This window comes from Acinetobacter sp. YH12069 (assembly GCF_013419675.1).
GTDB classification, from domain to species: Bacteria; Pseudomonadota; Gammaproteobacteria; order Pseudomonadales; family Moraxellaceae; genus Acinetobacter; species Acinetobacter amyesii.
In genome coordinates, this window is sequence record NZ_VOZS01000005.1 from 219,567 (window position 1) to 239,479 (window position 19,913).

Genomic DNA, 19,913 nt, shown 5'->3' on the forward strand with positions numbered 1-19,913 from the left:
TTTTGATCCATACATCTGCTGAGGATTAAGCGTTGAAATATAACAGCCTTAACGACTTCCTAGACTACGTTAAAACACGTGATGAACATCAACCTGAATTTCTTCAAGCTGTTGAAGAAGTGATGACGAGCCTTTGGCCATTCATCGAAAAGAACCCAGAATATGCTGACTACGGTTTGCTAGAACGTCTTGTTGAGCCTGAGCGTGCAATTCAGTTCCGTGTTTCATGGGTAGATGACAAAGGTCAAACTCAAGTTAACCGTGCTTTCCGTGTTCAATACAACTCAGCAATTGGTCCATTCAAAGGTGGTATGCGTTTCCACCCATCAGTGAACCTTTCAATTCTTAAATTCTTAGGTTTTGAACAAACTTTCAAAAATGCCTTAACTACACTTCCTATGGGTGGTGGTAAAGGTGGTTCAGATTTTGACCCTAAAGGTAAATCTGAAGGCGAAATTATGCGTTTCTGTCAAGCATTAATGATCGAGTTATACCGTCATCTTGGTTCTAACACTGACATCCCAGCGGGTGACATCGGTGTAGGTGGCCGTGAAGTGGGCTACATGGCTGGTATGATGAAAAAATTAAGCAACGACACAGCATGTGTGTTCACTGGTAAAGGTTTAACTTTCGGTGGTTCACTTGCACGTCCTGAAGCAACTGGTTACGGTACTGTGTATTTCGCTGAGGAAATGCTAAAAACTCGTGGCGACAGCTTTAAAGATAAAGTTGTAACGATTTCGGGTTCTGGTAACGTTGCACAATACGCTGCTGAAAAAGCAATGTACTTGGGTGCGAAAGTGGTTTCACTTTCAGACTCAGCAGGTACTGTATACGTAAAAGACGGTTTCACAACTGAACTTCTTGCTGAAGTAATGGAATTGAAAAACGTTAAGCGTGGCCGTATTTCTGAATTTGCATCTAAGCACGGTTTTGAATATTTAGAAGGTCAACGTCCTTGGTCTATCAAATGTGATATCGCGCTGCCATGTGCAACTCAAAATGAATTAGATGAAGCTGATGCTGAAGCTCTTCTTGCAAATGGCGCAATCTGTGTTGCTGAAGGTGCGAACATGCCTTCAACTTTGGCTGCAGTTGAGAAATTCGTTGAAGCGAAAATTCTTTATGCACCAGGTAAAGCATCGAATGCGGGTGGTGTTGCGACTTCTGGTCTTGAAATGTCTCAAAACGCAATTCGTTTGGGTTGGACTTTCGAAGAAGTTGATGAGCGTCTACATGCGATCATGAAAGAAATTCACCGCAACTGCGTGAAATACGGTACTGAAGAAGATGGTACTGTGAACTATGTAAACGGTGCGAACATTGCAGGCTTCGTAAAAGTTGCTGACGCAATGCTTGCTCAAGGCGTTTACTAAGTTCTCCGTAAGTTGAACTGAAAACCGAGGCTCAAGCCTCGGTTTTTTTATGGCGGAATGGTTTAGAAAATATAGATATATTGCTAGGTGTTCATTAGCCTAAGTTGTAATTTGCTATCCATAACATTGAAATGAAAATTTAAGGGTTGGCTGAGCAAACGTTTAATATGAAGCCCTAGCCGATGTAACTGTGTGCTGAACTTCAGTGTACTCCCTACATCTCCTGTAAAACGCAAAATATGTTGCTGTAAATCATAATTGCGGCCAATGTGATTACAGCCACTAAAATTATCATACGGTCATTGTTGAAAGTGAGAGTGTTTTGGGGGGCGCCATTCTTTACGAAAAACAACGTCTTTTGAGTTATTTGTTCTGCTTCAAAATCGCGTAAATCGGCAATTCGCTGTAAGCCTTTAAAAATATAGGTCTGTTGATTGCGATTCTTCAGGATGAATTCAGGCAGGGCATTTTGCTTTTGTAGTAGCTTTAAATTTACATCGCTAAAGCATTGGCTGAACAGTACATCGTGATTTGAAAACTTTGCACGGCTGATCAGCGTTTCCAGTTGTGAAGATATAAAAAAACCGAGGCGTTGATCTCGGTTTTTTTATAGGCTGTAACTTACAACGTACCTTTTACAGCTTCACGTTCGACTGACATATCAAAAATATAGGCATATTTTGATTGATCAGCTGCAGGGTTTTTACGTTCAAAACGTTTTACGCGAATAATTTGGCGTTCTGCAGGAGTGTGCTTAAAGCCTTCAATTTGATCGTAAAATAAAGTCCAGTCTTTATCAACTTGTGTTTTTAAGCCTTTTTCATCGTACTTCACTTCACGTACTTGTAAGCAAGTTTGTGGAGCAACACCTGTACATTGTTTGGTTTCAGGGCTGACTTCAAGGAAAATTGTTTCGCCTTGTGAGTTGTACTGGGTTTCAGGTGTTAATTTTCCAGTGAAAACCAGTTTCTCACCTGTTGCAGAAATAATCGTTAACGTTGGATTTTGTGGATCTGTGGTATTTAAGACAAAAGGTGCTTTACGGTCACTAAAGAGTGAAGATGCAAGTCCTTCTTGTTTCATCGCATTATCAGGACATGCCATCATGGTAGATGCAATGTTGCCTGTTACAAGTGTATTGTGTTCCACTTTCCATTGGGTTGACATGCTGTTACAGCTGGTTGAAATACCCAAAGTGCCATTTTCTAGAAAATTTAAAACCAAAGGTTTTGGTGCATTTTCAGTGGTGGTGCTCCATTGATATGAAGCTAAAGTTTTATCAGCATTTTGTTGTTGTAATACGCTCACGGCTAAATCTCCAGCTTTTTGGATATCGCTTGATTGACATGCTGCAAGGACTAAAGGGAAGAGGGCGATCGCTAAATATTTTAATTTCATTACGCTAACTGTTCTAAGTGAATTTCAGCCTGTAGCATAACCCATTCATTTTAAAAAAATATGAATACATTCAGCTCAAATAAGTAGCAAAATGTATCCATGAATAATAATTTGTTAACTTATTAATATAAATTATGAATAAGTCAAACTACCAAGTTTATTTCACGTTTAATCAAAACGATAAATATCCATACCCAGTGAACCCATACTAAAGCTACTGTGAACAATTGAGAAGCGGGGGCCTGCACCCATCGCAAAGAAGATGGGTGCAAAATGTTCAATGGTCGGATGGTTGCGTTGTACAAACGGGATATTTTGCCAATCGAGAACTGCATCAAAATCTTGATGAGTGAGCTTATTGACCACAAAATTACGGAATGTAGACGCCCATTCAGGCACGGCTGCTGCACGTCCATCCCAAGCCAACTCACGTAAGTTATGAGTAATACTGCCCGATCCAATCAACAGAATTTGCTTGTCACGTAAAGGGGCAAGCGTTTGTCCAATTTTATAGATCTCTTGCGCAGACAGAGTCATCGGCAGCGATATTTCAATCACAGGAATGTCGGCATCAGGATACATATGCAATAACGGCATCCAAACGCCATGATCGCGTGGACGGGTGCTGTTGGCATGTGCAGATAATCCTGCATTGGCAAGCAAATGAAGGATTTCTTCAGCAAGCTCTGGGTTACCCGGCGCTGGATAGCGGATATCATAAAGTTCCGGAGGGAAGCCACGGAAGTCATGCCAAGTTTCAGGACGGGCACTGATACTTACTTCTAGTGCGTTACTTTCCCAATGCGCGGACATGATAATAATGGCTTCCGGTTTTGGAAGATTCAGGCTTAAACGTTCCAACGCAGGACCGACTTGCTCAGGATTGATGGCAAGCATAGGTGAGCCATGGGAAATAAATAAACCTGGAAGTGTTTGTAAATTCATCGCGGTCGCCGTTGGTTGTTTAAAGGAATATGATGATCATGCACTAAATTATTCAGCGTAACAATTCGGATAATTTCAACGGTTTGTTTCATTGTTGCAACGCTGTAACTGCTATATACGCTGGATGTTAGTTCGGATTAACCCGCACGATGGTAAGGGTGATTATGGTTAATACTCATTGCACGGTATAGCTGTTCGATGAGCATGACACGAACCATTGGATGCGGCAAAGTTAGTTTAGACAAAGACCAATGCCATGCTGCAGCTTTACGTACCGCCTCAGAATGTCCATCTGGCCCACCAATGGCTAAAACCACATCATTGCCTTCAAGCATCCAGCCTTTCATGGTTTCAGCCAGTTTTTCCGTACTGAACTCACGACCACCAACTTCTAAGGCGATCAGTACTTCATTCGATTTCATGGCATTTAAAATGCTGTCACCTTCAATTTGACGGTATTTTAAAATGTCGGCTTCTGAGTCGTTCTTGCCACGTTTGGCCATAGGCAGTTCAATGATTTGCGTTTGAACAAAAGGCTGAATACGTTTGAAATAATCTTCAAAACCCGTCAGTACCCATGCTGGCATTTTTTGACCGATTGTCAGAATACGAATTTTCATACAGCGCCTGAAAGTATACAAAAGAGCATTATAACGGTTCGCTTGCGCTTTGTATGTTCAGACACAATTTGCAATTGAAATCGTGTTCTGCTTGCTGTTTAAATACGCAGCATAAGCAGATTAGATCGAAGATGAAAATTGGAATAATAACAATGAAAAAAACATGGCAGGACGGTAAATTATTTTTGCTCAAGCAAGCAGCAATGCTTTCAATTTTTGCATGGTGTTCATTTGCGGCGTATGCCAACAATATTAGAACCGCTGAACCGGATAATTTAAAAGTCTATTTAGAGCAAATTATTGGTAATGAAGCTGAATATCGTAACTATAAGAACATTCAAGAGTTAAATCGGGTGTCTGCTTGGATTCGTGAGCAGATGCGTTTATTTGGTGTGAATTGTCGTTTTCAAACCTATACCGTCAATAGCCAACCATACCGGAATGTAGTCTGTCCCTTAAATGCAGGGCATAGCAATCGAGTGATCATTGGCGCGCATTACGATGTATTTGAGGAGCAGCATGGCGCTGATGATAATGCCTCCGGTGTTGCAGGTGTACTCGAAGCTGCTCGGATTCTTTCGGCTGAAAAAGCGCGTTTAAAACAAAATATTGAATTTGTATTTTATACCCTCGAAGAACCGCCGTATTTTAGAACAGAGTCGATGGGCAGTTTTATCCATGCAAAATCGGTAGCAAAGGAAAAGGATAAAATTTCAGGTGTGTATATTCTGGAAATGATTGGTTATTTTGATCCCAAAGTTACCCAAGAATATCCTGTTGGGCTGAAATGGATTTATCCATCGCATACGAATTTTATAGCATCGGTGGGGAACATTCAGTCTCGTGATTTAACCTCATCGTATTGTGCGGCGATGGAGTCTTTGAAGCAGTTGCAATGTGAACGCTTGATTTCACCGTCATTTATTCAGGGGGTGGATTTTTCAGATCATATGAATTATTGGCAATTTGATATGCCGGCGATGATGATCACCGATACTGCATTTTATCGTAATAAGCACTATCACACTGAGCAAGATACTATGGATAAATTAAACTTAGATAAAATGGCTCAAGTGATTGATGGTTTGGTGAAAACCATCTTAAATTTGAAATGAGTGTCTTTAAAAACATGACATAAAAAACGCAGCCCCGAAAGCCTGTGGACTGCGATAAAAGGTCATCTACCTGGAGATGTAGATGACCATCTTGTTCCAATGATCATCACGCTTTTAGACGTGATTGGAACCAATAAAGAAACATACAGCGCGTATATCTCTTTACTATATATGTGGGATAGAGGGCGATATTTCAAGTAATAGCATTCAAATTTTGTAAGACTTTCTTATTGGCTATTCTTGATATTGACGTCGAATTTGAAATAGTAATCCAATCCATAGTTGTAGCTGTTGTCTTGAATCTAGTGGTTGTGAAGAATTTGAATGAAAAGTTTCGAATATTCAGTATGAAATAATGGATATAAAAAAGCCCTGTCGAAACAGGGCTTTTTTTCTTTTATTGCTAGTTACTAGTCGCTAGCGCTTAGTGACGTGCAGCTTTGCCACCTTCAGTTGCTTTGACAATCGGTGTCTTTGCAAGAGGTTTAGGCATATCAACCAAGGCTAGTGGTAAAATCTCATCAATCGATTTCACTGGTTTAATTTCTAGACCTTCTTTGACATTGTCTGGAATCTCAGTCAAGTCACGAACGTTATCTTGTGGGATAAAGACAAGCTTGATGCCACCACGGTGAGCAGCGAGAAGTTTCTCTTTTAAACCACCAATGCGCATTGCACGGCCACCAAGACTGGTTTCACCGGTCATCGCAATATCTGGACGAATCGCAATGCCTGTAAACGCTGAAACAAGTGCGGTAGTTAGGGCCAAACCAGCAGATGGACCATCTTTTGGTGTTGCACCTTCTGGTAAATGCACGTGTACATCTGTTTCTTCAAAGCGAATCGCTTCAATACCCAGTTCATCAGCACGAGTACGTACAACAGTCATCGCTGCAGTGATCGACTCTTTCATGACATCGCCAAGAGAACCGGTGGTAATGAACTTGCCTTTACCTTTCACTGCTGCAACTTCAATCGTCAGTAGTTCACCACCAACAGATGTCCAAGCCAAGCCGTTTACACGACCCACTTCAGCTTCTTCTTCGGCCATACCGAAGTCGAATTTGTGTGGACCTAAGTAGTCAGGAAGATTTTTCGAATTCACTTCAATTTGAAGATTTTTCGCTTTCTTACTCACCGCTTCTTTTACCACTTTACGCGCAATTTTCGACACTTCACGCTCTAAGCTACGCACACCGGCTTCACGTGTATAACGTTGTACGATATCGCGGATGGCTTCTTCGTGAACGGTTAATTCTTTCGCACGTAGACCATTGTTCTTGATGGCTTTTGGAACAAGGTAACGTTCAGCAATATTCACTTTTTCATCTTCGGTGTAACCCGGTAGACGAATCACTTCCATACGGTCAAGCAAAGCTTCTGGAATATTCATGCTGTTTGCAGTACAGATGAACATCACTTCAGAAAGGTCTAGATCAAGATCTAAGTAGTGATCATTGAACTTGCTGTTTTGTGATGGATCTAGGACTTCAAGCAATGCTGAAGCAGGGTCGCCACGGTAGTCTTGCGCCATTTTGTCAATTTCATCGAGTAAGAACAGTGGGTTCTTTACGCCAACTTTTGTCAAAGACTGTACAATTTTACCTGGCATCGCACCAATATAAGTACGACGGTGACCACGGATTTCAGCTTCATCACGCACGCCGCCAAGCGCCATACGGACAAATTCACGGCCAGTTGCTTTGGCAACAGATTCACCGAGTGAAGTTTTACCTACACCTGGAGGACCAACTAAGCACAGGATTGGGCCACGAAGTTTTTTCACACGTGATTGAACAGCAAGGTATTCCACGATGCGGTCTTTCACGTCGTCTAAACCATAGTGATCGGCATCAAGAATATCTTGAGCTTTCGCAAGGTTAATGCTGACTTTGCTAGCTTTGTTCCAAGGCGTATCTAAAATAACTTCTAGGTAGTTACGCACGACAGCAGCTTCGCTCGAAGCAGGTTGCATCGCTTTTAGCTTGCGGAACTCATTTTCAGCTTTCTTGCGTACATGTTCAGGTAAATCGGCTTCAGCTAGACGTTTTTCAATTTCTGCAACGTCATCCTCACCACCGCCATTCATGTCAGAAAGTTCGCGTTGAATGACCTTCATTTTTTCATTTAAGAAGTATTCACGCTGATTCTTTTCCATTTGGCGTTTTACAGAATCATGTAAGGTTTGCTCAATTTGCTGTTCTTCTGACTGTTGTAATAAATACGTCATCAGCTCAGCTAAATGTGCTTCAAATTCATCATGCTCTAAGAACTTTTGTTTTACATCAATATTCAAAGGCACGCGTGTTGCTACAAAGAATAATAATTGTAGCAAATCATCAATTTTATTGGCTGCTGCAATCAATTCACGTGCATTACGCAATTTTGCTTCTGCATATTGAGCAAATAAGGTGCGTAATTCTTCCACACGGTTATTCTGAGTTTCTGAGTCTACAGAAACCGTCATTGGGCTTAATGAATGCTCGGCAGTCAGGTAATCATCGGTATCGATAATTTTTTCTAACTTGGCACGATATAAGCCTTCAATCAGTACTTTTATACAGTTTTCATCATTCTCATGATTCACAACTTGCACAATCTTCGCGACAGTACCGTATTGATATAAATTGTCGTGATCAATTTCTTCTGTTAGCGAATCTTTTTGTGCAACTACGAATACAAGATTGTCACTGTCACGTGCGACATTGACTGCATTGATCGACTTTTCGCGACCCACAAACAGTGCAATTTGCATGTGAGGATATACAACCACATCTCGTAGCGCTAAAAGCGGTAATACGCTCGGAATTGTAGTTTCCAAGCTTTCTTCATTCATAATAATCTCAGACATGGGCACTCCTAATGAGTGACAACGGTGTTGCCATGTTTTTTATAGTGATGTGTATTTTTTAAATTACAAGGGTCATGCCAATTAAAATGTATAAAAAATGACTAAATATGTGATTTTTAAGTGTAACTCAGCGTCAAAAATATCAAATTAACGTTTGAAACTTAAAGTTTGAGATGGGCTGATAAAGCCATCTAGCGGTTGATCCCATGCTTCTCGGACTAAGGGGTCTTGGATGAGTTGAAAATCGTGACCAAGTCCTAAACGGTAGGGTATAGAGTGAGCTGTTGCTAATGTTTTATCGTAGAAGCCACCCCCCATGCCAATACGTGTGCCGTACTTGTCGCAAGCGAGCAAGGGCATGATTAAAAGGTCAAGATGAGAAACATGCTTCCCACGACTCGCCATAGGCTCTTTCATGCCGAGTGGGTGATGAGAAAAACGTTTGTTGATGTATTGATGTCGTGAGATTTCAACCCAAACCAGTTGCTGATTCATGTTGCAAATCATGGGTAAATACACATGTTTTTGATGCGCAAAACAGTAGTGGATGATCTTTTGAGTGTGAATTTCACCAAATGCATGTAAATACACGCCTATATGCTGACTGCTCTGAAAATGACTGAGTCTGACTAAACGCTGTAGGACTTGTTGTTCAGCTTGTCGTTGGGTCCATAGGTTTAGGCTACGACGCTGCTTGCGGAGTTGTTTACGAAGGCTGGTGGTGCTCAAAGTCATGATTCATTTCAAAGTAGCACAAAATTCTCAAGGCATTTTAACGTGTTCAAGCTTAAAAGTCCGAAAAAATAGGTTTTATCTTTTTTATATAAAGCGTTCCTTAAACACTAGTTGGCTTAGGGAACGCGGACTTATTTAAAGTTTTTTTATACCAAGAATTTGCACATCAACACGGCGGTCTGCTTGTAAGCAAGCTTTTAAGGCATTTCGATCTTGCACATCAAAACAACCATTGGTTACAGGCTGAGTTTCACCTGCTGAAGCGAAACTTAATTTATCAGCAGCAATCCCTTGGTTCATTAAGTAATTTTTGACAGTTAGTGCACGTTGCAATGCAAGTTGCTGATTATATTTTTCACTGCCTAAACGGTCGGTATGGCCGGTAAGCTTAATCATATCAATACGTGCATAGTGGTTATTAAGTTTAGTTGCTAGTTCATTCAAGCTTGATTTACCAGCAGGAAGTAAATCGGTTAATTTGCCACCATTAAATTTAAATAAAGAATCGGCAGCTAAATTTATATTATCTAAACTCGGTTCAATTGGTTTTATCACATTATTTAGAGCATTTTCTCTAATCAGGCAATTATTAATCGTAGTGCCATCATTATTTAATATAATAGGTTTGCCATTATTATCAACTGTAAGTAATAAGTTATTCAAAAGTGAATTTTCGTTTACACAATAGCTAACTGAATAATTTTCACAAAGATTTGTACAATTTTTCACCTTAAATTGGTATTCACCTTCTTTTAAATAAAAATCAGCAGAATTATTAATATAAAAATCACCGGCTTTAAAGTCATCTATATAGAGCTTAGTTGCACATTTTTGGTTCTTAGCTTGATCATCTGCGCATAATTTTTCATCACGTTGAACATGTATTTTGTATACATCAATCATATTGTTTTGAAACAATAAATTATCTGGTTTTGCATATTTATTTACGCCAGGAAAAGTTGAACATGCGACAACTGAGCGTCCACAAGTTGAAGTGACTGTGACACCGAATGGTGACATCGTACAGACTTACCCTGATGACACCGATCCATCCACAATTACGCCTGACCAAATTACGGTTAAAGATCCAAATGGCAAAGACATTGTGGTTGAGTTTGGTACACCTGAGACTCAACCAGACGGTTCAATTACGGTAACGGGTAAAGTGCCAGAGGACGTTGAAGGCAAAGTTACGGTTAATGTACCAGAAGGTTCATATGAAGACACTTCGGGTAACCTGGGTCTACCAGGTAAAGGCAACGAAAACATCAATATGGTTCCGCTTGTAGCAGAAGTGACGATTACACCAGATGGTAAGATCACTGTGACTTATCCTGATGATGTTGATCCATCGACAATTACAGAAGATAAAATCATTGTTGAAGGTCCAAATGGTCCAATCGAAGTACCATTTACGCCGCCAGTGGAACAACCAGATGGCTCATATGTGGTGACTGGTGAAGTACCTCCGGGTGTTGATGGTAACGTTACGGTAACTGTCCCTACAGATAGCTATGAAGATAAATCAGGTAGTCCGGGTGAGGAAGTAGATAAAACTGTCCCAGTGGACAATATCGCTCCTGAAGTTGAGACAACCCAAGTGGTTACGATAGAAGATCAAAGTGTGACATTAACATGGGCGCATTTTGGTATTTCAGATGCAAATACAGCAAATGATCAGCTTGTTATTACGGTAACAAATCTGCCAAAAGACGGTGTATTGACAATCGTAGATGCTGCTGGGAATAAAACACCAATCATCGTGGGTCAAACACTATCTTATGCTGATATTAATGTCGGAAAAGTTGTATTTGCGCCAGATGCTAACGAAGCTTCAGCAACTGACGGCGGAGTATATGCAGCCCTAGAATTTAATGTTTCTGATGGTAAACATGTGACTTCAGGTGAATTGGAAATTGTTGTTGATGCAGTGGCAGATAAACCTTCTTTAACATTAGATTTATTAGATTGGAGCCCAACGGCAGTTAATTTAAATATTCAAACTTGGAATAATCTTAAAACTGTTACTGTTGATGGAAAATCTTATAATTTATTGCAAGGTAATGGTAATGGCATGCCAGCAGATACCTTGAGAACGGTTTTTGAATACTTAACCAGTTCGAAAAATACAACTCTTCCACCTGCAAGCACTAGTGAAACTACAAGTTTGGTTGATTCAAGTGTAGCAACCTATGAAGGCGTTGCAATTACAGGTTATGTGTATTTGGAAGCTGGGCATACTTATAGCTATAAAGGTAAAGCAGATGATAGTGGTATGTTGATTATTGGAAACCAAGATCCTGTATTTGTGAGTTGGGGAGGCTTGAGCCAATCGGTAGACCTTAGCTTTACCGCTAAAGAGTCAGGGTTCTATACCTTTGATTTCTACATGCATAACCAAGCAGGTGAGGGTAACTATGATTTCCAATTAATCGATCAGTCACATGGTGATAAGATAAGTTATTATCCTAGTCTTGATGCTGCTGTATCAGATCTGAATAATTTTTATCAACAGACTAATTCTTCTGTGGAATGGCAAGTATCTGATTTGATTCAAGGAAGTAGTAGCGATAAAGATCAAAATGGTTTCCATAGACCATATTTCAACCTAAGTGGTGAAGTTGGAGAGGATATCTCTCTAGGATTACTTAATACGAAATTGAATGACCAAGATGGTTCTTAAAACTTAACACTGAATTTCTCAGGCTTGGTTGAAGGAATGCAAATTTACGCTGTTACTATAGATGGAACTCGAGTATTACTCGGAACTGCAGATACAAATGGTAATTTAAGTTTTGTCGCTGATGGCATGATTATCGAAGGTTCAAGCTTAGTGGCGATTGCACCACCAAGTTTGGTTGTTACAGGTAATTCTTTACAGTTGAATGTGAAGCTTGAATCTGTTGCAACTGAAAAATCGAATGGTTCAACTGCAAGTTCAGAACTAGAGTTCGGTGTAATTTTGTATCCTGCTTCTGTAACAAACGTAGCACCTGAAATTGAAATTGAACCAGAAGTAGTCACTGTTGGTGCAGCTGTTTCGGGTCAAAAAATTGCTACATATGCTGCATCGGATGCAGATAATGATAGTCTGACCGTGACATTTGCTAATGGCTCGACAGTTAGTGCCGACGGTTTCTATCAATTATCATTGGCTGATCAATCTGTAACCTTAACTCAGAAAGGTGCGGATCAGCTAAATTCAGGTGCTGTATTGCCTTCGATAAGTCTTCAAGTTACTGATGGTAAAGTTACAACTCCTGTAACTGGCAATGCTGAACTCATTGAGTTAAAAGCAACATTAACAAGTGAAATTTCGGTATCAGGGTCAACATCAGGTGGAACTGGTGGTGGTGCGTCAAGTTCAGTGATTAACGTTCCAAACCTAGGTACGATTTATAAAGATGCTGAAGGTAATTATGTTTCTGATGATCTTGTTGCGGGTGCGAAAATTGTAGATATTGCTGCACAGATGCAAGCTATTATCAATGATCCACAGTATGGTAATGATTTCAATAAAATTAACGAAGCGCTAAGAATCTTTACTAATTTGAAAAGTGAAATTAACGTTTCTGAAATTATTATTATCAATTGGGAGAAAATTAACAAAGTTCTGACTCAGAATGAGCTTGGGCTTAATTTCTCAAATAGTTTCCCTAAAGACTTTGGAGGTGAAAAAGGTACTCCGAGTGACTGGATTGTATTTGATGAAGCGTATTCAGGTGAAAAATATCCTGTCAATTCAATGATTTTAAACAACTCTGATACAACCAACTATAATGATGGTTTTAACTTGAGTATTACGGGTGTCCAAAATGTAAGTGGTTTCCAAATTAATATGTTGGAAGGTGTGCTATTTGCGGATGGAACTCAAATTGCTAAGACAGGTGAGAAAAATCAAAATGGACAGGATCAACTTGGTGTAATAGCTCCGGAAGCAGGCGTTCCAGAGAAAGTTTTACAATTTACTTTATATGCAGAAGTTCTAAATGATGCAGAGGCAAATGTGAATGTAAATGGTGTGAAATTTAAATCTGCTGCTCTTGATGCTTTAGTTGATGCCAAAGTTTCGGTAAATGATATATCAGTAAGCAAAGATTCAGATGGGTATTATGCTTATCAAGGCACTTCAAGTAGTCAAGTTGAAGATTTTGTAGTGAAAGTTACAGTCCCTGAAACCTCAATTCAAGATGTAAATGTACTTACAACCCAGCTCGAAACAGAGTTAGGAAACAGTAACAATGTGCTTCCTATTCAGGAAACAGTGACTGCGACAGCATCGTTTGCGATGTTCTCATTAGAAAGTGAAAGTTTACTTATTGGTGATGATATTGTTTTTGACCTTCTTGCAGATGACAATTTGGGCGGTAATACATTAACAACAGTAAATGATTTTTCTATTGCTGACCAAATCGATATCTCTTCATTACTTTCTGACGATGCAACTGAAGCGAATCTCGCAGAGTTTGTAACAGTAGAATATGACGAAGAAACTGATTCAGCTGTGATTTCAATTGACCGTGATGGCACATCAGGTCTGAAATACGAATCACAAGATCTCGTGGTCTTACTCAATCAAACGAGCAAAGTCGAACTAGATGACCTAATCAACAATAATCAAATTATTTACTAATCATTTGATGAACTAAAAAAAGCACCTTCGGGTGCTTTTTTTTGCTTCCAAAAAAGTGAATGCAGATTGAAGACTTGGTTTTAATCAACAACTCATCGGAATTAAAACAAATACGCTATATCTACACTTGTATATTGAATAAGCTTTCTTTGCGCTTAAAAAGCGACACTTATCTGATGACGTAGCTCAAAAGGTATGCATAAAAACAAATTAATGGACAATAAAAATGAAAAAGAATCTCTGGATTAGGACACTTCTTTCGATGACAATCATGGTGTCTCCACTCACTTTCGCAGCGACCAGCACTGCGCCAATTCCACCCAATAGCCAGCAAGTTTTTTTTGTGGGTAATAACTGGGATGGTACGGTTACAGTCATCAATCCTGCAAAAAACTATCAAAAAGTTGGTGTTATCAATATGGTGCCCGACAAAAAACAACGCCTCACTGAAATTTACCTCAACCCAGTAAAATTAATCGCTTATAGCTATATTCGTAATACGGCAGGAGAGGGAAATGATCAATTGGTCGATGACATGTATTCCACACCAGATGGCAAATCGGTGGTTGCATCACGCCCAAGTTATGCAGATGTAGTCTCGATTAACATTGCAACGGGGAAAATCAATTGGCGCACACCCGTTGAAGGATTTCGAGCAGACCATATGGCGGTTTCACCCGATGGGCAACAAGTTGCTGTTTCAGCATCTTCAGGGAATGTTGTACATGTACTCGATATCAACACGGGCAAAGAATTAGGACGTTTTGCGACGGGCGATAAACCACATGAAAATATCTATTTTGCCAACGGTACTAAAATTCTAAATTCAGCCATTGGAAATGTCGAAACAGCCATGGATGCAGCGTGGCAGGATTTCACTAAAGGCAAACGCTATATCACCATTGCTGATGCTAATAATTTTAAAGTCTTGAAGAAAATTGATTTTCGTCCTGCATTGGATGCCTTTGGCCGTAAAGACCTATCGAACGCTGTGCGTCCAATTGTGTTTAGCAAAGACGAATCCAAAATCTATGCACAAGTCTCATTTTTTAATGGCTTGGTCGAATATGATCTCAATCAAGGCAAAGTCACACGCATTGCACAGCTTCCGGGAAGTGCAACTATTCCCTCTGATCGCACCAAATGGGTGAATGACTCACGCCATCATGGGCTTTCGATCAGTGGAGATGGTGAAAAACTATGTGTCGCAGGAACGATGGATGATTATGCCACCATCGTCGATCGTAAAACTTTGACCGCGGCGAAATTGATTGCTGCAGGCAAACCGTATTGGGCAACGCAAAGTCCAGATGGTAAACGCTGTGTCATTTCTGAAAGTGCCACAGATGCAGTAACCGTGATTGATTTTGCAACAGGTGAAAAAGTCATCACAGTTCCAGTTGGCAATCACCCACAGCGTGTTCGTTTAGGTTATGCACCAGCAGGATGGGGCAGTCAGTAAAACAGTTTAAATCAAAAGAAAATGGAAAATTCAGAGTCAAATCGGCTCTGAATTTTTTAATTGAAGAACATTTAGAGATTGGATCATGTATAAGAAATGGATTGTTCTAGGCTTAATGGTTAGCTTAATTTTATTGTTGATGATTCAGTTTTTAAAACCACGGCAACAGCACGTAGAGCAGGAACAGACTCAACTGGATACACAAAAAGTTCTTAGCCCGCTTACAGTGCAAACCACTAATAATGCTTTAAATGATCAAAGTTCAAAACAAAAACAAAAACAAAAACAAGAAAGACAAGATATGGAAATGCACACCCAGTTATTACAACAACGTGAACAAGTATTTCAAGAATTTCAGCAAATAAATACGCAAATGAGTCAGGGGCAGCAGCCGAATCAAAATCAAGTACTCGCTTTACTCGAGCAACAATACAGATTGGTTGAAAAAGGCGTCGTGAATGTGGATGAAGCCATTTCATCTATTCAATATTTACGCCAAATACTGCCTGAAATGGATCGATTTTTAGATGGGCAACAAGCCAAACTAGAACAACTTAAAGATTGAATAAGGCGGATTAAATAAGCTTTTGAAGGTGAACAAACTTGAATAAAAATTTTTAACTGATGTTACGCAGTAACATCAAAGCGCAATTTGCTTCAAATAAAACAACGATACGCGGTAACGTCATCCGCAAGTGTTTAAGACAGGACTACTTCTAATCAAAAATGTTTTTGTGATGCTTTGAATAATTTGACGGTAGTGAACGAGTTTTGCGGATGACAATGGTTTTGGGTACTTTTGCCGAAACAAAAGTATCTCCAGCCGAAGGCTAATCTCTTTATTTAATCCTTAGATGTAAGACTCCGTCGAATAGGCTTAAAATTATTTTAAAAATGCGAAATTACTTTTATGTGCGTAACATCAGTTTTTAAGAAAAGAACAGGAGTCGAATAGCGCAGAAATAGAATAGTGAATTTTTTAGAATATTTTTGAATTGAGTTGAATGCTGAAAATTCATTTAATGACTTGGAAGATAAACACTCCGAAGATGCCGCTGCAAATGTCGTGACCCTGAACCCGATGAGTTCAAGGTGGACGCGACGTACACTCGCTGGGTTTCCCACACGAGGAGGGCATACGCTCAGAATATACAGAACACATCCATAAGTTTAAGTATCGGCAGGGGATTAGACCTAGCTGGCGAACACCTCAGAGATGTACTCAGTATAACGAATTCAGCGTTATTGGCAAATCACCAAACGCTGACAAAGTGTTTAAAATGAAGCAATCGGGCAAAGTATAATCACTAAACCACCGATTAATCAGTCAATTCTTCCACTTGTTCCAAAATATTTTGCAACAAAAGTTCGCAGTTTGCATATTCTTGCAAACTCTTATTCATCGACAGGACTTCTTGCATTAACTCAAGTGCGACCATAATGATCAACTTGCTTGGTTCCATACGTGGCGCTTTACGACGAAATTCATCGTATTTGTCATTCAGCAGCTGCGCTGCACGTTCTAAATCTGCTTGTTGGTCAGAAGTCGTTGCTAAACGGAAACTATGACCTAGAACTTTTAAATCAACTGCAATTTGTTCACTCATGATCAAACTTCCTCATTACTTTCAGTCGGATGTGCCAATTGTTGAATTTCTTGTGCATGTTGATCTTGAGCAGTACCTAAAATTGCTAAACGTTGAATAATCGCTTCAACTTTGGCCTTGGCATGTTCATTTTTTTGTAGCAGACGTTCACGTTCTTGCTTTAAACCTTGAATTTCTTGCTGAGCATGACGTTGTTCATTTTGCATTTTTTCTTTGACGATACGTAACTCATTACGCTCTGCCAAAATTTCCTGAAAACGATTTTTTAGATCAGTACAGCTTTTTTCGAGGCGGCTGTATCGGTCAGCCAAAGCAGTTGCATCAGTATTGAGCTGTTGAAGTTGAGCACGTGAATCAGTTAATTGCTCATTCAGTGTTTCAATTTCTTCTTGTTTCGAGGTGATAATGCCGTTCTTATGTACAATTTGAGCATGATGCTGCTCATTTGATGAGTTTTTCTCATCATGTAAGGCACCATTTTCGCTTTCAAATTGCGCCAGTCGCGTTTTTAAAACGCTAATATGCGCTTGGAGACGCTGTAATTCTTCTAACATAACGTAGTCGCACAGTCTTGCAAACAAAGGTAATATATACGAAGTATAGAGATTGGATAAGCGAATGCAAGACGATATTTCAGGTTGGTCAGATTGGTCCCACAATTTTTCTAAAATTGAAGAAATTTCAAGCCCAAGTGAGTTACATGGTTTACTCACTGGTATAGTTTGTGTGTCACAACCACCGAGTCGTGAAGAGTGGCAACAAATTTTAGCAACACTTGATGTAGCTGAATTAGATGAAGATGCATTGGCATTGTTAACTGAAGAAGCAGAAGATGTTGCTCATTCACTTTCAGATGATGAACTCGACTATCTTCCTTTATTACCAGATGATGATCACTTACTGGGTGAGCGTGTACAAGCCTTGGCAGACTGGTGTGCAGGTGTGGTTCTTGGCTTTGGTTTGGCAGCAGGACATCTGCGTACCAATGAACAAGAATTGATTGAGCATTTACAAGATGTCGCTTCAGTTGAGTTTGAAGATTCAGATGATGATGAAGAAGGTGAAGAAAGCTATCAGGAATTATACGAATTTGTTCGTTTAATCCCAGTAAGCCTGTCTATGGGACGTACCAAAGTAGATGTTTCAGAAACACCGTTGCTACAACTGAGTGCTAAAAATTCATCGGCTCAAGCGGGCAATGTGGTTGAAATGTTCACTCCACACCGTCCAAGTTAAGGCATTCTTTTTGCATTAATAATTAATAGATGATGGACTCTATCTAAGGAGTTCATCATCCTATTAAATCAATCATAGTCCAAACGTATAAGAAGCATATCCATGAAGAAATTAACTCAAGCAGATTTTCAGGAACGTCGTGACATCCTTGCAGGTGAAATGGGCTTACGCAGCATCGCAATTATTGCCACGAGCAAAGAAGCCATGCGTAATCGCGACGCAGATTATAAATTTCGAGCTGATAGTAGTTTCTTTTATTTAACAGGTTTTGCTGAACCTGAAGCGGTTGCAGTGATTGAAACCTTTGATAGCGAAGAAGAAGGTTATAGCTACGCTTTATTCTGCCGTGAACGTGACCGTGAAATGGAAATTTGGAATGGTTACCGTGTGGGTGTAGATGGGGCAGTAGATGATTATGAAGCCGATGAAGCTTATGCAATTGATTTGCTTGATGAAGAAATTTTAGAAAAATTACAAAATAAAGATAAATTGTTCTATCGAATAGGTCAGCAAGCTGATTTCGATGCACGTGTTGCTAAGTGGATTGCAACAGCGAGTGGTGAATCACGCAAAGGTGCGAGTGCGCCTGCACAAGTGATTCAGCTTGATCGTATTATTGATGAAATGCGTCTGCACAAATCTGAAGATGAACTTGAAATGATGCAAATCGCATCGGATATTTCAGCAGAAGCACATACACGTGCAATGCAAACCGTTAAACCGGGCATGATGGAATATGCTTTGGAAGCTGAACTGAATTATGTGTTTGGTAAAAATGGTTGTGTACCGTCTTATAACAGCATTGTTGGTGGCGGTGAAAATGGCTGTATTTTGCACTATGTGGAAAATGACAAAGAACTCAAAGATGGTGATTTGGTACTGATTGATGCAGCATGTGAATATCAGCTGTATGCCTCAGACATTACCCGTACTTTCCCAGTCAACGGTAAATTCAGCCCTGAACAAAAAGCACTTTATAATATCGTACTCGATGCGCAAATTGCGGCGATTGATGCGGTGCGTATCGGCAACTCTTATAAAGAACCACATAACGTTGCAGTGCGTATTTTAGTTCAAGGTTTATTGGATCTTGGCATTATGCAAGGAGATATTGACGAAATCATCGCAAAAGAAAGTTACCGCCAATTCTATATGCATGGTACGGGTCATTGGCTTGGTATGGATGTGCATGACGTCGGTTCATACAAGCAAGACGGTGAATGGCGTGCCTATGAAGAAGGCATGGTTGTAACGGTTGAACCGGGGCTCTATATTGCGCCAGATGATGAAACAGTGGATGTAAAATGGTGTGGTATTGGTATCCGTATTGAGGATGATGTTGTAGCGACTCAAAATGGTCCACGTGTATTGACGGCTGCAGTGGTGAAATCTGTAGAAGACATTGAAGCCTTGATGGCAAAGTAAAATTTACGAAATAAAAAGCCGGTCAAATGATCGGCTTTACTTAATAAAAAATCAGAAAAATAACGAGAAATTAATGAATGTTAAAGAAATTTGGTTAGATAAAAATACACTATTTTATAAACAATTTGATCAGATCGAAACTGCGAATATAAGCTCGTTAAAATTTGCTTATGTACAGATTTTAGGTAATGTCCCATTTCTATATGTTTTTACAGATATGCAACACTATATATCAACAGAGTTGCTTGGTTTTGATTTGGTATATCGTGAATTATCAAATATTTATAAGTTTGATGATAGAGCATTTTTTGAGGCAAGTAAGGCCAATATAGAAGATACTATAGTAAAAATTTGGTCAATAAAGATTGGTCGAAACTATACAATGATGTGTGCTTAAAAAACAGGAGGGTTTAACTTGGTAAACTATACATACTCATTAGGAGTTTACCATGAGCAAGAAACAGAAGACTTACACCGCAGAATTTAAAGCTGAAGCCATAAAAGCCATTG

General features: G+C 39.7%; 17 protein-coding genes and 1 other RNA gene. 9 read left to right on the forward strand and 9 right to left on the reverse strand.

Annotated elements, in window-relative coordinates; genetic code table 11:
- Positions 1 to 32: 32 nt before the first annotated feature.
- Positions 33 to 1,376 (forward strand): NADP-specific glutamate dehydrogenase, encoded by a 1,344-nt coding sequence (gdhA, locus tag FTU16_RS04910; protein WP_180162816.1) that lies wholly within the window; start codon positions 33 to 35, stop codon positions 1,374 to 1,376.
- A gap of 621 nt (positions 1,377 to 1,997) precedes the next feature.
- Here the strand turns inward: gdhA and FTU16_RS04915 are convergent.
- The 3 genes from FTU16_RS04915 to rlmH form a co-directional block, all read right to left on the reverse strand.
- Entirely contained in the window at positions 1,998 to 2,774 is a 777-nt protein-coding gene (locus FTU16_RS04915) for an META and DUF4377 domain-containing protein (RefSeq protein WP_180040690.1), read from the reverse strand.
- Between the two features lie 168 nt (positions 2,775 to 2,942).
- A complete protein-coding gene (locus FTU16_RS04920) occupies positions 2,943 to 3,719 on the reverse strand; it encodes a dioxygenase (protein WP_180162817.1) in 777 nt (258 codons plus the stop codon).
- Between the two features lie 137 nt (positions 3,720 to 3,856).
- Complete coding sequence (gene rlmH, locus FTU16_RS04925) at positions 3,857 to 4,339, reverse strand: 23S rRNA (pseudouridine(1915)-N(3))-methyltransferase RlmH (RefSeq protein WP_078189858.1); 483 nt, start codon at positions 4,337 to 4,339, stop codon at positions 3,857 to 3,859.
- A 152-nt stretch (positions 4,340 to 4,491) separates the two neighbouring features.
- Between rlmH and FTU16_RS04930 the strand changes: the two genes are divergently transcribed.
- The gene (locus FTU16_RS04930) at positions 4,492 to 5,454 is read left to right on the forward strand and encodes a M20/M25/M40 family metallo-hydrolase (RefSeq protein WP_373683887.1); all 963 of its coding nucleotides are present in this window, start codon (positions 4,492 to 4,494) and stop codon (positions 5,452 to 5,454) included.
- Between the two features lie 424 nt (positions 5,455 to 5,878).
- Here FTU16_RS04930 and lon read toward each other — a convergent pair whose 3' ends face one another.
- The 3 genes from lon to FTU16_RS04945 form a co-directional block, all read right to left on the reverse strand.
- A complete protein-coding gene (gene lon, locus FTU16_RS04935; protein ID WP_180162818.1) occupies positions 5,879 to 8,305 on the reverse strand; it encodes an endopeptidase La in 2,427 nt (808 codons plus the stop codon).
- 147 nt (positions 8,306 to 8,452) lie between these two features.
- On the reverse strand, positions 8,453 to 9,040 hold the full coding sequence (locus FTU16_RS04940; protein ID WP_180162819.1) for a 5-formyltetrahydrofolate cyclo-ligase: 588 nt from the start codon (positions 9,038 to 9,040) through the stop codon (positions 8,453 to 8,455).
- A gap of 135 nt (positions 9,041 to 9,175) precedes the next feature.
- Positions 9,176 to 10,060: an OmpA family protein gene (locus tag FTU16_RS04945; protein WP_257227092.1), complete on the reverse strand. Its 885-nt coding sequence runs from the start codon at positions 10,058 to 10,060 to the stop codon at positions 9,176 to 9,178.
- On the opposite strand from FTU16_RS04945, the gene FTU16_RS04950 reads away from it, so the two are divergent.
- The 4 genes from FTU16_RS04950 to FTU16_RS04965 all read left to right on the forward strand — a co-directional run bounded on the left by FTU16_RS04950 (position 10,041) and on the right by FTU16_RS04965 (position 15,700).
- On the forward strand, positions 10,041 to 11,723 hold the full coding sequence (locus FTU16_RS04950; RefSeq protein ID WP_180162820.1) for a cadherin-like domain-containing protein: 1,683 nt from the start codon (positions 10,041 to 10,043) through the stop codon (positions 11,721 to 11,723). The genes FTU16_RS04945 and FTU16_RS04950 overlap by 20 nt on opposite strands.
- Positions 11,724 to 11,759: 36 nt before the next feature.
- Positions 11,760 to 13,673 (forward strand): type I secretion C-terminal target domain-containing protein, encoded by a 1,914-nt coding sequence (locus tag FTU16_RS04955; RefSeq protein ID WP_180162821.1) that lies wholly within the window; start codon positions 11,760 to 11,762, stop codon positions 13,671 to 13,673.
- 262 nt (positions 13,674 to 13,935) lie between these two features.
- Positions 13,936 to 15,135, forward strand: a complete 1,200-nt coding sequence (locus FTU16_RS04960; protein ID WP_257227095.1) for a YncE family protein — start codon at positions 13,936 to 13,938, stop codon at positions 15,133 to 15,135.
- Between the two features lie 85 nt (positions 15,136 to 15,220).
- Positions 15,221 to 15,700, forward strand: a complete 480-nt coding sequence (locus FTU16_RS04965; protein WP_180162823.1) for a hypothetical protein — start codon at positions 15,221 to 15,223, stop codon at positions 15,698 to 15,700.
- Positions 15,701 to 16,172: 472 nt separating this feature from the next.
- On the opposite strand, the gene ssrS is transcribed toward FTU16_RS04965, so the two are convergent.
- The 3 genes from ssrS to FTU16_RS04980 form a co-directional block, all read right to left on the reverse strand.
- A non-coding RNA gene (gene ssrS / locus FTU16_RS04970) (6S RNA) lies at positions 16,173 to 16,355 on the reverse strand.
- A 99-nt stretch (positions 16,356 to 16,454) separates the two neighbouring features.
- Positions 16,455 to 16,742: a cell division protein ZapA gene (locus tag FTU16_RS04975; protein WP_168378082.1), complete on the reverse strand. Its 288-nt coding sequence runs from the start codon at positions 16,740 to 16,742 to the stop codon at positions 16,455 to 16,457.
- Between the two features lie 2 nt (positions 16,743 to 16,744).
- On the reverse strand, positions 16,745 to 17,296 hold the full coding sequence (locus tag FTU16_RS04980; protein WP_180008929.1) for a hypothetical protein: 552 nt from the start codon (positions 17,294 to 17,296) through the stop codon (positions 16,745 to 16,747).
- Positions 17,297 to 17,360: 64 nt separating this feature from the next.
- Between FTU16_RS04980 and FTU16_RS04985 the strand changes: the two genes are divergently transcribed.
- The 3 genes from FTU16_RS04985 (at position 17,361) to FTU16_RS04995 (ending at position 19,800) form a co-directional block, all read left to right on the forward strand.
- A complete protein-coding gene (locus FTU16_RS04985; protein WP_168378081.1) occupies positions 17,361 to 17,978 on the forward strand; it encodes a UPF0149 family protein in 618 nt (205 codons plus the stop codon).
- A 102-nt stretch (positions 17,979 to 18,080) separates the two neighbouring features.
- Complete coding sequence (gene pepP, locus FTU16_RS04990) at positions 18,081 to 19,403, forward strand: Xaa-Pro aminopeptidase (RefSeq protein ID WP_180162824.1); 1,323 nt, start codon at positions 18,081 to 18,083, stop codon at positions 19,401 to 19,403.
- A 73-nt stretch (positions 19,404 to 19,476) separates the two neighbouring features.
- Complete coding sequence (locus tag FTU16_RS04995; RefSeq protein WP_180162825.1) at positions 19,477 to 19,800, forward strand: hypothetical protein; 324 nt, start codon at positions 19,477 to 19,479, stop codon at positions 19,798 to 19,800.
- The last annotated feature ends 113 nt before the right edge of the window (positions 19,801 to 19,913 follow it).